The organism is Citrobacter sp. CK180, from assembly GCF_030333655.1.
In the GTDB taxonomy this organism is placed as follows: Bacteria; Pseudomonadota; Gammaproteobacteria; order Enterobacterales; family Enterobacteriaceae; genus Citrobacter_B; species Citrobacter_B koseri.
In genome coordinates this window covers 97,126-111,704 of record NZ_JAOWFM010000028.1, presented here as the reverse complement: position 1 = coordinate 111,704, position 14,579 = coordinate 97,126, and the positions used below count along the sequence as shown (strand labels likewise).

At 54.1% G+C, this 14,579-nt stretch carries 13 protein-coding genes; 11 read left to right on the top strand and 2 right to left on the bottom strand.

Translation table 11 applies throughout. The features are described 5' to 3' along the window. The 8 genes from OGV50_RS02605 to mqo all read left to right on the top strand — a co-directional run. A partial coding sequence (locus tag OGV50_RS02605; protein WP_031493805.1) for an IS5/IS1182 family transposase occupies nucleotides 1-241 on the top strand: 241 nt, incomplete at its 5' end. Between the two features lie 760 nt (nucleotides 242-1,001). Next, entirely contained in the window at nucleotides 1,002-2,129 is a 1,128-nt protein-coding gene (locus tag OGV50_RS02600) for a porin OmpC (protein WP_012131537.1), read from the top strand. Between the two features lie 115 nt (nucleotides 2,130-2,244). Then, entirely contained in the window at nucleotides 2,245-3,300 is a 1,056-nt protein-coding gene (apbE, locus tag OGV50_RS02595) for an FAD:protein FMN transferase ApbE (protein WP_275374835.1), read from the top strand. Nucleotides 3,301-3,379: 79 nt separating this feature from the next. Beyond that, entirely contained in the window at nucleotides 3,380-4,444 is a 1,065-nt protein-coding gene (ada, locus tag OGV50_RS02590) for a bifunctional DNA-binding transcriptional regulator/O6-methylguanine-DNA methyltransferase Ada (RefSeq protein WP_024130161.1), read from the top strand. Then, the gene (alkB, locus tag OGV50_RS02585) at nucleotides 4,444-5,094 is read left to right on the top strand and encodes a DNA oxidative demethylase AlkB (protein ID WP_115614670.1); all 651 of its coding nucleotides are present in this window, start codon (nucleotides 4,444-4,446) and stop codon (nucleotides 5,092-5,094) included. The genes ada and alkB overlap by 1 nt, the downstream gene beginning before the upstream one ends. 75 nt (nucleotides 5,095-5,169) lie before the next feature. Further along, entirely contained in the window at nucleotides 5,170-6,813 is a 1,644-nt protein-coding gene (locus OGV50_RS02580) for a multidrug ABC transporter permease/ATP-binding protein (RefSeq protein WP_104868425.1), read from the top strand. Nucleotides 6,814-6,992: 179 nt separating this feature from the next. Further along, a complete protein-coding gene (gene mgtE / locus OGV50_RS02575; protein WP_012131543.1) occupies nucleotides 6,993-8,429 on the top strand; it encodes a magnesium transporter in 1,437 nt (478 codons plus the stop codon). Nucleotides 8,430-8,672: 243 nt separating this feature from the next. Continuing rightward, complete coding sequence (mqo, locus tag OGV50_RS02570; protein WP_200090841.1) at nucleotides 8,673-10,334, top strand: malate dehydrogenase (quinone); 1,662 nt, start codon at nucleotides 8,673-8,675, stop codon at nucleotides 10,332-10,334. 101 nt (nucleotides 10,335-10,435) lie between these two features. Here mqo and eco read toward each other — a convergent pair whose 3' ends face one another. Then, nucleotides 10,436-10,933 (bottom strand): serine protease inhibitor ecotin, encoded by a 498-nt coding sequence (gene eco / locus OGV50_RS02565; RefSeq protein ID WP_200090840.1) that lies wholly within the window; start codon nucleotides 10,931-10,933, stop codon nucleotides 10,436-10,438. A 165-nt stretch (nucleotides 10,934-11,098) separates the two neighbouring features. Further along, nucleotides 11,099-11,266 (bottom strand): protein YojO, encoded by a 168-nt coding sequence (gene yojO / locus OGV50_RS23600; protein WP_487490358.1) that lies wholly within the window; start codon nucleotides 11,264-11,266, stop codon nucleotides 11,099-11,101. Between the two features lie 77 nt (nucleotides 11,267-11,343). Between yojO and napF the strand changes: the two genes are divergently transcribed. From napF to napA, 3 genes are read left to right on the top strand one after another with little or no spacing between them, the layout of a single operon-like run. Beyond that, nucleotides 11,344-11,838 (top strand): ferredoxin-type protein NapF, encoded by a 495-nt coding sequence (gene napF, locus OGV50_RS02560; RefSeq protein WP_024130164.1) that lies wholly within the window; start codon nucleotides 11,344-11,346, stop codon nucleotides 11,836-11,838. Then, the gene (napD, locus tag OGV50_RS02555) at nucleotides 11,825-12,091 is read left to right on the top strand and encodes a chaperone NapD (protein ID WP_012131547.1); all 267 of its coding nucleotides are present in this window, start codon (nucleotides 11,825-11,827) and stop codon (nucleotides 12,089-12,091) included. The genes napF and napD overlap by 14 nt, the downstream gene beginning before the upstream one ends. Next, nucleotides 12,088-14,574 (top strand): nitrate reductase catalytic subunit NapA, encoded by a 2,487-nt coding sequence (napA, locus tag OGV50_RS02550; RefSeq protein WP_012131548.1) that lies wholly within the window; start codon nucleotides 12,088-12,090, stop codon nucleotides 14,572-14,574. Before napD ends, napA begins: the two co-directional genes overlap by 4 nt. Nucleotides 14,575-14,579 lie beyond the last annotated feature (5 nt).

Here is a 14,579-nt window from a genome sequence, read left to right as displayed (position 1 = left end):
GGTAAAAACCTTGAAGCAGCATCCGCGCAAGAACAAAACGGCCATCAACATCGAATACATGAAAGCCAGCATCCGTGCCAGGGTGGAGCACCCGTTTCGCATCATCAAGCGGCAGTTCGGCTTCGTGAAAGCCAGATACAAAGGGCTGCTGAAAAACGATAACCAACTGGCGATGTTATTCACCCTGGCCAACCTGTTTCGGGTGGACCAAATGATACGTCAGTGGGAGAGATCTCAGTAAAAACCGGAAATAACGCCAGAAATGGTGGAAAAAATAGCCTAAATAGGCTGATTCGATGTGTTTGCGGGAAAAAAATCGGCCCAGATCCGCGAAATTTTAATCAGCGAGTCAGCTTGGGAAGAAATGACCTGCTTATTCGCACCTTCCCTAAGCAAAACGTGTACAGCGTTGGCGCAGATGTATAAATATAAACACAATGAAATAAAATTTAGCACTAAATAACAAGAAATTATTTGTTGGCATGACTGGTGATTATCACGAGGGGGGTAGTAAACCGTTGTGATTATTTAAATCCGGTAGCACAAGAAGATAAAATTTGTGTAAAGAAGGGTAAAAAAAAACCGAATGCGAGGCATCCGGTTGAAATAGGGGTAAACAGACATTCAGAAATGAATGACGGTAATAAATAAAGTTAATGATGATAGCGCTGACTATTTTAGTTGCGAGTGAAGATTTTGTTTTATCATTCAGTGCTATGATTTTCATGAATATAATACGTTGAATTATAATGAAAAATAAATATGTTTTGATGATTCGTGCTTATTTGTCCCATTTTTTGCTTTTAAAAAAGTTCCATGCCATTAATAATTTGAAACACCTATGGCGATAAATGAAACATTTTAAAGATTTTAGTATCATATCCGTGTTGGATTATTCTGCATTTTTGCGGAGAATGAAATTGCCGACTGGTTAAGAGGGTTAATCAGTATGCAGTGGCAATAAAAAAGCAAATAAAGGCATATAACAGAGGGTTAATAACATGAAAGTTAAAGTACTGTCCCTCCTGGTACCGGCTCTGCTGGTAGCAGGCGCAGCAAATGCGGCTGAAGTTTATAACAAAGACGGCAACAAATTGGACCTGTTCGGTAAAGTCGACGGTCTGCACTATTTCTCTGATGACGATGGCAACGACGGCGATCAGACCTATATGCGTCTCGGCTTCAAAGGCGAAACCCAGGTTAACGATCAGATCACCGGCTACGGTCAGTGGGAATATCAGATTCAGGGTAACGACGCTGAAACCACTAACAACTCCTGGACCCGTGTGGCGTTTGCTGGTGTGAAATTTGGCGATGCAGGTTCCTTCGACTACGGTCGTAACTACGGCGTAATCTACGATGTAACGGCCTGGACCGACGTTCTGCCGGAATTCGGCGGCGACACCTACGGCGCGGATAACTTCATGCAGCAGCGTGCTAACGGCCTGGCAACCTACCGTAATACTGACTTCTTCGGTCTGGTTGAAGGTCTGAATTTTGCGTTGCAGTATCAGGGTAAAAACGGCAGCGCCAGCGGTGAAAACGACGTTGCGGATGGTCGTAGCCTGCTGAAACAGAACGGCGACGGCTTCGGCGGATCTCTGACCTATGATATCGGCGAAGGCTTCAGCGTTGGTGGTGCAATCACCTCTTCCAAACGTACTGCTGACCAGAATTCGGCTGGCGTATACGGCAGCGGCGATCGTGCGACCGTTTATACCGGTGGTCTGAAATACGACGCTAACAACGTTTACCTGGCAGCGCAGTACTCTCAGACTTACAACGCAACCCGCTTTGGTTCTTCCCAGAACAGCCGTAGCGACTCTTATGGCTTTGCTGATAAAGCACAAAACTTCGAAGTGGTTGCACAGTACCAGTTCGACTTCGGTCTGCGTCCGTCCGTGGCTTACCTGCAATCTAAAGGTAAGGATATCTCCAACGGCACCACCAACTACGGCGATCAGGATATCCTGAAATATGTTGATGTTGGCGCGACCTACTACTTCAACAAAAACATGTCTACCTACGTTGATTACAAAATCAACCTGCTGGATGACAACACCTTTACCCGTAACGCGGGTATCAGCACTGATGACATCGTTGCTCTGGGCCTGGTTTACCAGTTCTGATTGCGGACAATGTCAACTAAAGGGCCTGCGGGCCCTTTTTTAATGCGTTTTTTACGGCGTACAAATAGCGATTTTTGGTGTACTCTTGCGCGCGTTCGCATGAGGATAATCACGTATGGAAATGACCTTTTGTCGGGCAGCGCTGCTGGCCACGACGATCTTTTTTGTGGGGTGCGATGATGCCCCAAAACCGGCTGATACAGCGTCACCTGCTGCAACCGCACTGGAAGGGAAAACGATGGGCACCTTCTGGCGGGTCAACGTGGTGGATGTGGACGCCAGCCGTGCTGAGGAATTACGTAACAGAATTCAGACGCAGCTTGATGCCGACGATCAGCTGTTGTCCACGTACAAAAATGACTCGGCGCTGATGCGCTTCAACCATTCGCAAAGTCTTTCTCCCTGGCCGGTTAGCGAAGCAATGGCCGATATCATTACCTCGGCGCTGCGCATTGGCGCGAAAACCGACGGCGCGATGGATATCACCGTGGGGCCGCTGGTGAATCTGTGGGGGTTCGGCCCGGAGCAACAGCCGCTACATGTTCCCACACAGCCGCAGATTGACAGCGCAAAAGCAAAGACCGGGCTGCAATATCTGCGGGTTATCAATCAGGCGCGACAGCAATATCTGCAAAAAGATCTGCCGGATCTGTTCGTCGATCTCTCAACCGTGGGAGAAGGGTATGCGGCCGATCATCTGGCGCGCTTGATGGAACAGGAAGGCATTGCCCGCTATCTGGTCTCCGTCGGCGGCGCCCTGAACAGTCGCGGCATGAATGCGCAGGGGCAACCCTGGCGTGTGGCGATCCAAAAACCGACCGATCAAGAAAACGCGGTACAGGCGATTGTCGATATTAACGGGCATGGCATCAGTACCTCCGGCAGCTACCGTAACTATTACGAACTGGACGGGAAGCGCCTGTCTCACGTCATTGATCCGCAGACCGGGCGTCCCATAGAACACAATCTGGTCTCCGTGACGGTTATCGCCCCGACGGCGCTGGAAGCGGACGGCTGGGATACCGGGTTGATGGTGCTCGGCACGGAAAAGGCCAAAGAGGTGGTGCGCCGGGAAGGGCTGGCGGTGTACATGATCATGAAAGAGGGCGAGGGGTTTAAAACCTGGATGTCGCCGCAGTTCAAAAGCTTCCTCGTGAGTGATAAAAATTAAAAAGCAAGATTTCGGGTTTTCGTGCGCTGACTTACGGACACACTGAGACTAAGCACTATGCTTAATGAAGGAGTCCATGATGAAAAATCTCTCACGCATAAACGACGATGCACGCTGGCAGTCGGTGCTGGATCGCGATCCTGACGCCGATGGTCAGTTTGTTTTTGCGGTACAGACCACCGGCATCTTTTGCCGACCGTCCTGTCGGGCAAAACACGCGTTGCGGCAAAACGTTCGTTTCTTTGCCAGTGCGGAGCAGGCGCTGGCCGCAGGATTCCGCCCCTGCAAACGCTGCCAGCCAGACAAAGACAACGCCCGACAGCATCAGCTGGATAAAATCACGCACGCCTGCCGTTTACTGGAACAGGATGCCCCCATCACGCTGGACGCCCTGGCGCAGCAGGTGGCAATGAGCCCATTTCATCTGCACCGGTTGTTCAAAGCCACGACGGGAATGACGCCAAAAGCCTGGCAGCAATCCTGGCGCGCCCGCCGTCTGCGCGATGCGCTGACGAAAGGAGAGACGGTAACGCAGGCGATCCTGAACGCCGGTTTTCCCGACAGCGGCAGTTACTATCGCAAAGCGGATGAGACGCTCGGCATGACGGCGAAGCAGTTTCGTAAGGGCGGCGATAATCTCCCCGTTCGCTATGCCCTCGCGGATTGTGCGCTGGGACGCTGCCTGGTTGCGGAGAGCGAGCGGGGAATCTGCGCGATTTTGCTGGGCGATGATGATGCCGGGCTTATTGCCAGCCTGCATGAACTGTTTCCCGCCGCGCAGGATGAACCCGCTGATCGCCCTTTCCAGCAGCGCGTGCGCCAGGTTATCGCCAGTATTAATGCACGCGATATGCCGCTGTCACTGCCGTTAGATATTCAGGGCACCGCGTTCCAGCAGCAGGTCTGGCAGGCGCTGCGCACGATTCCCTGTGGGGAAACCGTCAGCTATCAGCAGATAGCCAGCGCAATCGGCAAGCCGAAGGCGGTTCGTGCCGTTGCCAGCGCCTGCGGGGCAAATAAACTGGCGATTGTGATCCCGTGCCATCGGGTGGTGCGCGGCGACGGCGCGCTATCGGGTTATCGTTGGGGCGTGGCGCGCAAGGCGCAGCTTCTGCAACGAGAGGCGCGACATGAGGATAAATGATGCTGGACTTATTTGCGGATGCTGAACCCTGGCAAGAGCCGCTGGCGTCCGGCGCGGTTATCTTGCGCCGTTTCGCCTTTCGCGAGGCGCCATCGCTGATTGAGGCCATCGCGGCGGTCGCCGCGCAGTCGCCATTTCGCCAGATGGTGACGCCCGGCGGCTATACCATGTCGGTGGCGATGACAAATTGCGGTCAGCTCGGCTGGACGACGGATCAACACGGATATCTCTATTCTCCCGTCGATCCGTTAACCGGGCGGCGCTGGCCGCCGCTGCCTGAGGTCTTTACCAGCCTGTGTCATCGCGCGGCGATCGCGGCGGGCTATGCTGATTTTCAGCCGGATGCCTGTCTTATCAATCGCTATACGCCCGGCTCAAAGTTGTCGTTGCATCAGGATAAAGACGAACCGGATCTGCGCGCGCCGATTGTGTCGGTTTCTTTGGGCCTTCCGGCCATTTTTCAGTTTGGCGGCCTGCGTCGTAACGATCCGTTAAAACGCCTTTTGCTGGAGCACGGCGATGTGGTGGTCTGGGGCGGTGAATCGCGGCTGTTTTACCACGGCATACAACCGCTTAAAGCGGGCTTTCATCCGCTGACGGCGGACTGTCGTTACAACCTGACGTTTCGCCAGGCGGGTAAAAAAGAATAAAAATAAGAATTATTATTGCTGTCGGCGTTGAGATGTTTAAACTGCGGGCTGTTATTCCTTGCCCGGGTTGTATGAATGGAACTACTTCTTCTTGTCTGGCGGCAGTATCGCTGGCCATTTATCAGCGTGATGGCGCTCAGCCTCGCCAGCGCTGCGCTGGGGATTGGCCTGATTGCCTTTATCAATCAGCGCCTCATCGAAACGGTGGATACCACGCTGATGGTGCTGCCGGAATTTCTCGCGCTGCTGCTTTTACTGATGGCGGTGACGCTGGGCTCCCAACTGGCCTTAACCGCGTTAGGACACCATTTTGTCTATCGCCTGCGCAGCGAATTTATCAAACGTATTCTGGACACGCAGGTTGAGCGCATCGAACAACTGGGCAGCGCCTCGCTGCTGGCAGGGTTAACCAGTGATATCCGCAACATCACGATCGCGTTCGTGCGCCTGCCGGAGCTGGTTCAGGGGATCATCCTGACGGTGGGTTCCGCCGCGTATCTGGCGATGTTATCCACCAAAATGCTGCTGGTGACGGCAATCTGGATGGCAATTACAATCTGGGGCGGGTTTGTGCTGGTGGCGCGCGTGTATAAGCACATGGCGACGCTGCGCGAAACGGAAGATAAGCTGTATCAGGATTTTCAGACGGTGCTGGAAGGGCGCAAAGAGCTGACCCTGAACCGTGAGCGCGCGGAACATATCTTTAACCATTCGTATATCCCGGATGCGAAAGAGTATCGCCACCATATTATTCGCGCCGATACGTTCCACCTGAGCGCCGTTAACTGGTCAAACATTATGATGCTGGGCGCGATTGGTCTGGTGTTCTGGATGGCGAACAGCCTGGGCTGGGCGGATACCAACGTGGCGGCGACCTATTCGCTGACGCTGCTGTTCCTGCGCACGCCGCTGCTCTCTGCGGTTGGCGCGTTGCCGACGCTGCTCACCGCGCAGGTGGCTTTCAACAAGCTGAATAAATTTTCGCTGGCGCCGTTTAAAGCGGAATTTCCTCGTCCTGACGCCTTTCCTGACTGGAAAACGCTGGAGTTACGCAATGTCGTTTTCCATTATCAGGATAATGCGTTTTCAGTCGGGCCGATCAACCTGACCATCCAGCGCGGGGAACTGCTGTTTCTGATTGGCGGCAATGGTAGCGGGAAATCGACGCTGGCGATGCTGCTGACGGGGCTGTACCAGCCTCAGTCAGGCGAAATTTTACTGGATGGCAAAACGCTTTCCGCAGAGCGTCCTGAGGACTACCGGAAACTCTTTTCCGCTGTGTTTACCGATGTCTGGCTGTTTGATCAACTGCTGGGGCCGGAAGGCAAACCGGCCAAAGCGGAACTGGTGGAAAAGTGGCTTGAGCAACTGAAAATGGCGCACAAGCTGGAGCTACGCGATGGCCGGATTCTGAACCTGAAGCTGTCGAAAGGGCAGAAAAAGCGCGTGGCGTTGCTGCTGGCGCTGGCGGAGGAGCGTGACATCATTCTGCTGGATGAATGGGCCGCCGATCAGGACCCGCATTTCCGCCGTGAATTTTATCAGGTGCTGCTGCCGCTGATGCAGGAGATGGGCAAAACCATCTTTGCGATCAGTCATGACGATCATTACTTTATTCACGCCGATCGCCTGCTGGAGATGCGTAACGGGCAGTTGAGTGAGTTGGTCGGCGATGAACGCGACGCCGCCTCCCGCGATGCGGTTGCGCGTACCGCCTGATCCTGTAGGCCGGATAAGGCGTAGCCGCATCCGGCCTGGTTGCCCGATGGCGCGACGCTTATCGGGCCTGCCATTCCCTGCATGATGCTGATTTTTTGTCCATTCTCGGTGCCGTTTATTGTTATTTATATAACCTCACGCCATGCTTAATGGCATCTCATTTCATGGATTTATAATTAATGTCCGCAATGACCAAAAACAGCGCCAGACTGCGCGATGAAGAGCGTGCGCGTCTTATCTGGCTGCTCACCACCGATAAAGCGATTATTTCCGCCCTGTCAGGTAAGCTCACCCTGGCTGAGCAATATGATGTCGGTACGCTGGCCGACGATATTGCTGAGGTAGGGGCGCTGGTGGCTCACCTGCCGCCGCCGGACCTGGCGGATACCCTTGAAGCTCTGCCTTCCGAAGAACGTCATGCCTTATGGCGGCTGGTCGAGAATGAAAAACGCGGCAAAGTGCTGCTGGAAGCGTCCGAAAACGTCTGGGATGACCTGATTGATGAAATGACCGACCGCGCGCTGTTGGACGCGCTGCAATACCTCGACATTGACGAACAGATTTATCTCGTTCAGCACCTGCCGCGTAACCTCACCGGGCGACTGCTGGCGACGCTGCCGCCGGAGGAGCGCGCCCGCGTCCGTCAGGTTATGCACTACGAGAAGAATCGCGTCGGGGCGATCATGGAATTCGAGGTCATCACCGTGCGCCCGGACGTGACGCTGGAGGTGGTGCAGCGCTATTTACGCCGTCTGGGAAAAATGCCGGAAAACACCGACAAACTCTTTGTAACGAACCGGAATAAAATACTGGTCGGCGAGCTGTCTCTGACGCGTATTCTGCTCAGTGACGCGCAGCGTAAAGTCAGCGACGTGATGGATGACGATCCGCTGACCTTTGCCCCGGAAGATATCTCTGAGAATGCGGCGCGCACCTTTGAACGTGACAACCTGGTCAGCGCCGCCGTGATCGATCCTTCCGGCAAACTGATGGGACGCCTGACCATCGATGAGATCGTTGATGTGGTCTACGAAGAAACCGACACCGATCTGCGTCGCATGGGGGGCCTGAGCGCCGAAGAAGATGTCTTTGCGCCCGTCGTCAAAGCGGTAAAAACCCGTTGGGCATGGCTGGCGATAAACCTGTGCACGGCGTTTATCGCCTCCCGGGTGATCGACGGCTTTGAACACACGATCTCGCAACTGGTGGCGCTGGCTTCTCTCATGCCGATTGTCGCCGGGATTGGCGGCAATACCGGGAATCAAACCATTACCATGATTGTTCGCGCGCTGGCGCTACAAAATATTCAGCCCGGCAACCTGACCTTTCTCATTTTGCGTGAAATGGGCGTGGCGCTGGTCAACGGCCTTGTCTGGGGCGGCATCATGGGCGGCGTGACCTGGTGGCTCTACGACGATATCGCCCTTGGCGGCGTTATGACGCTGGCGATGGTGCTGAATTTACTGGTGGCGGCGCTGATGGGCGTGATCATCCCGATGACGATGGTAAAGCTCGGGCGCGACCCAGCGGTCGGCTCAAGCGTGATGATTACCGCCATTACCGATACCGGCGGTTTCTTTATTTTTCTGGGGCTGGCGACGGTATTTCTGCTTTAACCGCCTGATTACGCCTGATCATCCGTAACAGCAAAAGCATGGCGATTAGCGATGCGGAAATGCTGTTGCCCATTAATCGTCAATAACCTTATAAATATTCAACGTATTACTAACGTTTTTAAAATCTTAATATAATTTATAAACAATATTTAAATCTTTTACCTGAAGTGTTAACGTTGATGCCGCTCGATTTTCACCTGCAAAAAGCAAAAAAAACGATACTAAAAGTAAGGCATTAACATTATGAAAAAAGTGACTGCCATGCTCTTCACCATGGCTGTGGGGCTGAATGCTGTCTCGATGGCGGCAAAAGCGAAAGCGACCGAAGAGCAGGAAACGGATGTACTGTTGATTGGCGGCGGCATCATGAGCGCTACGTTGGGAACCTATTTGCAGGAGCTGGAACCGGAGTGGTCAATGACCATGGTTGAGCGACTGGATGGGGTTGCACAGGAGAGTTCTAACGGCTGGAACAACGCCGGAACAGGCCACTCCGCGCTGATGGAACTGAACTACACGCCGAAAAAAGCCGACGGTTCCGTCAGCATCGAAAAGGCAGTCGACATTAACGAAGCCTTCCAGGTTTCCCGCCAGTTCTGGGCGCATCAGGTACAGAGCGGCGTTCTGCACGAACCACACTCGTTTATCAATACCGTTCCGCACATGAGCTTTGTCTGGGGCGATGATAACGTCAATTTCCTGCGCGCCCGCTATACCGCGTTGCAGCAGAGCACGCTGTTCCGCGGTATGCGTTACTCCGAAGATCATGCGCAAATTAAAGAGTGGGCGCCGCTGGTCATGGAAGGTCGCGACCCGAAACAGAAGGTTGCCGCGACCCGCACTGAAATCGGTACTGACGTGAACTACGGGGAAATCACGCGTCAGCTGGTGGCATCGTTGCAGAAAAAACCGAACTTTGCGCTGCAACTGAATACCGAAGTCCGTGGATTTAAACGTAACGCGGATAACTCCTGGACCGTGACCGTCGCCGATCTGAAAAACGGTGAAGCAGAACATGCGATTAAGGCGAAATTTGTCTTTATCGGCGCGGGCGGCGCGGCGCTGAAGTTGTTGCAGGAGACGGGCATTCCTGAAGCGAAAGATTACGCGGGATTCCCGGTTGGCGGCCAGTTCCTGGTTTCAGAGAACCCGGATGTGGTTAACAACCACCTGGCGAAGGTATACGGCCAGGCGTCGGTCGGCGCACCGCCGATGTCCGTACCGCACATCGATACCCGTATTCTGGATGGCAAACGCGTCGTGCTGTTTGGGCCGTTCGCGACGTTCTCCACGAAGTTCCTGAAAAACGGTTCGCTGTGGGATCTGCTGAGTTCGACCACGACCTCTAACTTTATGCCGATGGTTAACGTAGGGATGGATAACTTCGATCTGGTGAAATACCTGATTAGCCAGGTGATGCTGAGCGATGATGAACGCTTTGAAGCGCTGAAAGAGTACTATCCGCAGGCGAAGAAAGAAGACTGGCGTTTGTGGCAGGCGGGCCAGCGCGTGCAGATCATCAAGAGTGATGAAGACAAGGGCGGCGTACTGCGTCTGGGCACTGAAGTGGTCAGCGACAAAGACGGTACGATTGCCGCGCTGCTGGGCGCGTCTCCGGGGGCATCCACTGCTGCGCCGATCATGCTGCATCTGATGGAAAAAGTGTTTAAAGAGAAAGTGGCCAGCCCGGAATGGCAGGCGAAGCTGAAAACGATTGTTCCGTCTTACGGGACTAAGCTGAACGGCAATATTGAGGCCACGGAACAAGAGCTGCAATACACCAGCGACGTTCTGGGGCTGAAATATGACAAGCCGCAGGTGGTGGACGAAGCGCCAAAACCGCAGCTTAAGCCGCAGGTTCAACCGCAGCCGGCGCATAAAGCTGTCGCGGATATCGCGCTGTAAAAACGTATTGCGGCATGCCGGATGGCGCTGCACTTATCCGGCCTACAACGAGCAATATGTAGGCCAGATAGGCGGTACGCCGCCATCCGGCAAAACGTTCCTTAACGCGTCACTGCGTCCTGTACTTTATCTTCCGCTTTCCAGATACGGTATTTCACCTCCACGTTAGCCGGGGTGTACACCACGATCGGCAGCTTGCTGTTATAACGCACCATTCCGGCATCGCCCAGATAGGCCGTCACAAACTTCTGCTCTTTCTTGCCATCCGGGCAGGCCATCATGGTAGAAACCGGGGAAGTCACTTTATCAAAAACGTAGTAGTCGTAACCCCAGCCTTCCAGCGTTTTGCTCGCCAGTTCGCCGCCAGGACGGTGACGGTTGCAATCCACTTCCAGCGTCTGGCCGATCAGCAGTTCCACTTTCAGGGTAGACTCATCTTCCTGGGGAGTAAGCTGGATAACCTGGCGCTTCATCCCTTTTTCCGCTTTCGGATACGGCGCGATTTTTTCCAGAGGTTGCGTATTGGCATCGCTGGTCGCCGCCCATGCGGAGGTACTGGCGAAAGCCGCTAACAGTACGGCAGGTACAATTGTCTTCATTTTCGAGTTCACCGCGTTTCCTTTCTTCTGTCTTCTGAACGATTCCCGGCAGGTTAACACATTCATATTGGCTATTAATCTAAATTTACTTATATTTTAAGATGGTTAATTGAGTGTTTACTTATTTGATAGTGATATATTCCATTTCTTACACGTTAAATAGGATTATTCTCCAATTAAGCCTTTCGTTATATACTTATTGATATAACCCTTTGAAATGTGAACAAAAGCACATTCAGATACGCTAACCCCACACTCTTTTGATCCGGCGACAGCATTTACCCCAATCGGGGTATGCACCTCTAACACATCCTGAAATATCTTACCGATCATAATAATGACTTAGTGGTAGTGCGGTTTATTTAGTCGTTCACCTTCCGGTGTGAGCGTCGTGATGGAAGGGCGATGTCATGGTTGATCTATCCCGTCGAGGAATACTGACAGGCAGTTGGCGCAAAGCCAACAGCGGGCTCCGTCCGCCCTGGTCTGGGGACGAATCACACTTCCTGACGCACTGCATCCGTTGCGACGCCTGCATTCAGGCATGTGAAACCGACATTTTACAGCGGGGGCAGGGCGGCTATCCGGGCGTTAATTTTAAGCAGGGTGAATGCAGCTTTTGTTATGCCTGCGCGCAAGCCTGTCCTGAATCACTCTTCCTTCCGCGCCACACCAGGGCCTGGGATCTGAACTTTACGATTGGGCAGAATTGTCTGGCGTATCAGTCCGTTGAGTGTCATCGCTGCCAGGATAGCTGCGAACCACTGGCGATAACGTTTCGCCCCACGCTGTCAGGCATTTATCAGCCGCAACTCGACAATCAGGCATGCAGCGGATGCGGGGCGTGTGTCGCCATTTGCCCGACATCAGCGATCAATGCGGAGTACAACCATGCAGCACAGTAACTGGCAGGTCTGTAGCCTGGTCGTCCAGGCCAAAAGTCAGCACATCACCGACATCAGCACGCAATTGCACCAGTTTCCGGGCTGTGAAGTCGCGCTGAGCGATGTCGACAGCGGTCAGTTGATCGTGGTGGTGGAAGCAGAACACAGCGGAACGCTGATGCAAACAATTGAGTCGGTACGCAACGTTGCGGGCGTGCTGGCGGTGTCGCTGGTTTATCACCAGCAGGATGAGCAAGGTGAGGAAACACCATGAAACTCAGTCGTCGTAGCTTTATGAAAGCTAACGCCGTTGCGGCCGCTGCGGCGGCTGCCGGGCTAAGCGTGCCGGGCGTCGCCCGCGCAGTGGTTGGTCAGCAGGAAGCCATCAAATGGGACAAAGCCCCGTGCCGTTTTTGCGGAACGGGTTGCGGCGTGCTGGTCGGTACTCAGCAGGGCCGTATTGTGGCCTGTCAGGGCGATCCTGATGCGCCGGTCAACCGTGGCCTTAACTGCATTAAGGGCTACTTCCTGCCCAAGATCATGTATGGCAAAGACCGTTTAACGCAGCCGATGCTGCGCATGAAAGACGGCCAGTACAACAAAGAAGGCGAATTTACCCCAATCAGTTGGGATCAGGCCTTCGATGTGATGGAAGAGAAATTTAAGGCCTCCCTGAAAGAAAAAGGGCCGGAAGCGATTGGTATGTTTGGTTCCGGGCAGTGGACGGTCTGGGAAGGTTATGCCGCCGCGAAGCTGTTCAAAGCCGGTTTCCGTTCCAACAATATCGACCCGAACGCGCGCCACTGCATGGCGTCGGCGGTGGTGGGCTTCATGCGTACTTTTGGTATGGATGAGCCGATGGGGTGCTACGACGATATCGAACAAGCCGACGCCTTTGTGCTATGGGGCTCTAACATGGCGGAGATGCACCCGATCCTGTGGTCGCGCATCACCAACCGCCGTCTGTCCGATCCGAACGTTAATGTCGCGGTTCTCTCAACCTTCCAGCATCGTAGCTTTGAGCTGGCGGATAACGGCATCGTCTTTACGCCGCAAAGCGATCTGGTGATCCTCAACTATATCGCCAATTACATCATTCAAAACAATGCGATAAATCAGGATTTCTTCAGCAAATACGTCAACCTGCGTAAAGGGACGACCGACATTGGTTATGGTCTGCGTCCAACGCATCCGCTGGAAAAAGCGGCGAAGAATCCGGGCTCCGACGCCTCTGAGCCGATGAGCTTCGACGAGTACAAAGCGTTTGTCGCGGAGTACACGCTGGAGAAAACCGCAGAAATGACCGGCGTGCCGAAAGATCAGCTGGAGCAACTGGCGCAGCTGTATGCCGATCCGAAGAAAAAAGTGATCTCCTACTGGACGATGGGCTTTAACCAGCATACGCGTGGCGTATGGGCCAACAACCTGGTGTATAACCTGCACCTGTTGACCGGCAAGATCTCCCAGCCAGGCTGTGGTCCGTTCTCCCTGACCGGTCAGCCTTCCGCCTGCGGTACGGCGCGTGAAGTTGGGACATTCTCCCATCGTCTGCCTGCGGACATGGTGGTCACTAATGAAAAACACCGTGATATCTGCGAAAAACACTGGCAGATCCCAACGGGCACCATCCCGGCGAAAATCGGTCTGCACGCCGTAGCGCAGGATCGTGCGCTGAAAGACGGCAAGCTGAACGTCTACTGGGTGATGTGCAACAACAACATGCAGGCCGGGCCGAACATCAACGAAGAGCGTATGCCGGGCTGGCGCGATCCGCGTAACTTCGTCATCGTCTCCGATCCGTACCCGACCGTCAGCGCGCTGGCCGCTGACCTGATTCTGCCAACGGCGATGTGGGTGGAGAAAGAAGGGGCCTACGGTAACGCTGAGCGTCGTACCCAGTTCTGGCGTCAACAAATTAAAGCGCCGGGTGAAGCGAAATCAGACCTGTGGCAGCTGGTGCAGTTCGCTCGTCGTTTCAAAACGGAAGAGGTCTGGCCGGAAGATCTGCTGGCGCAAAAACCAGAACTGCGCGGCAAAACCCTCTACGACGTTCTGTTTGCCACGCCTGCGGTCAGCAAATTCCCGCTGACCGATCTGGCGGAAGACCAGTTGAACGATGAATCCCGTGAGCTGGGTTTCTACCTGCAAAAAGGGCTGTTTGAAGAGTACGCCTGGTTTGGTCGCGGACACGGCCACGATCTCGCGCCGTTCGATGATTATCACAAAGCGCGCGGTCTGCGCTGGCCGGTGGTTGACGGTAAAGAGACCCAGTGGCGTTACAGCGAAGGCCATGACCCGTATGTCAAAGCGGGAGAAGGCTACAAGTTTTACGGTAAGCCGGACGGCAAAGCGGTGATTTTCGCCCTGCCGTTTGAACCCGCCGCGGAAGCGCCGGATAAAGAGTATGACCTGTGGCTCTCTACCGGTCGCGTACTGGAGCACTGGCACACCGGCAGCATGACGCGCCGCGTGCCTGAGCTGCATCGCGCCTTCCCGGAAGCGGTGCTCTTTATTCATCCGCTGGACGCGAAAACGCGCGACCTGCGCCGTGGTGATAAGGTCAAAGTCATCTCCCGCCGTGGGGAAGTGATTTCGGTTGTTGAAACGCGCGGGCGTAACCGTCCGCCGCAGGGACTGGTGTACATGCCGTTCTTCGACGCCGCACAGCTGGTGAACAACCTGACGCTGGATGCGACGGACCCGCTCTCTAAAGAGACGGATTTCAAGAAGTGCGCCGTCAAACTGGCGAAGGTGTAACACAC

Coding starts and splice junctions, on each gene's coding strand:
- ada (WP_024130161.1), top strand. CDS start 3,380: ATGAAAAATCTCTCACGCATAAACGACGATGCACGCTGGCAGTCGGTG.
- napF (WP_024130164.1), top strand. CDS start 11,344: ATGGTTGATCTATCCCGTCGAGGAATACTGACAGGCAGTTGGCGCAAA.
- napA (WP_012131548.1), top strand. CDS start 12,088: ATGAAACTCAGTCGTCGTAGCTTTATGAAAGCTAACGCCGTTGCGGCC.
- yojO (WP_487490358.1), bottom strand. CDS start 11,266: ATGATCGGTAAGATATTTCAGGATGTGTTAGAGGTGCATACCCCGATT.
- alkB (WP_115614670.1), top strand. CDS start 4,444: ATGCTGGACTTATTTGCGGATGCTGAACCCTGGCAAGAGCCGCTGGCG.
- OGV50_RS02580 (WP_104868425.1), top strand. CDS start 5,170: ATGGAACTACTTCTTCTTGTCTGGCGGCAGTATCGCTGGCCATTTATC.
- OGV50_RS02600 (WP_012131537.1), top strand. CDS start 1,002: ATGAAAGTTAAAGTACTGTCCCTCCTGGTACCGGCTCTGCTGGTAGCA.
- eco (WP_200090840.1), bottom strand. CDS start 10,933: ATGAAGACAATTGTACCTGCCGTACTGTTAGCGGCTTTCGCCAGTACC.
- apbE (WP_275374835.1), top strand. CDS start 2,245: ATGGAAATGACCTTTTGTCGGGCAGCGCTGCTGGCCACGACGATCTTT.
- mqo (WP_200090841.1), top strand. CDS start 8,673: ATGAAAAAAGTGACTGCCATGCTCTTCACCATGGCTGTGGGGCTGAAT.
- mgtE (WP_012131543.1), top strand. CDS start 6,993: ATGTCCGCAATGACCAAAAACAGCGCCAGACTGCGCGATGAAGAGCGT.
- napD (WP_012131547.1), top strand. CDS start 11,825: ATGCAGCACAGTAACTGGCAGGTCTGTAGCCTGGTCGTCCAGGCCAAA.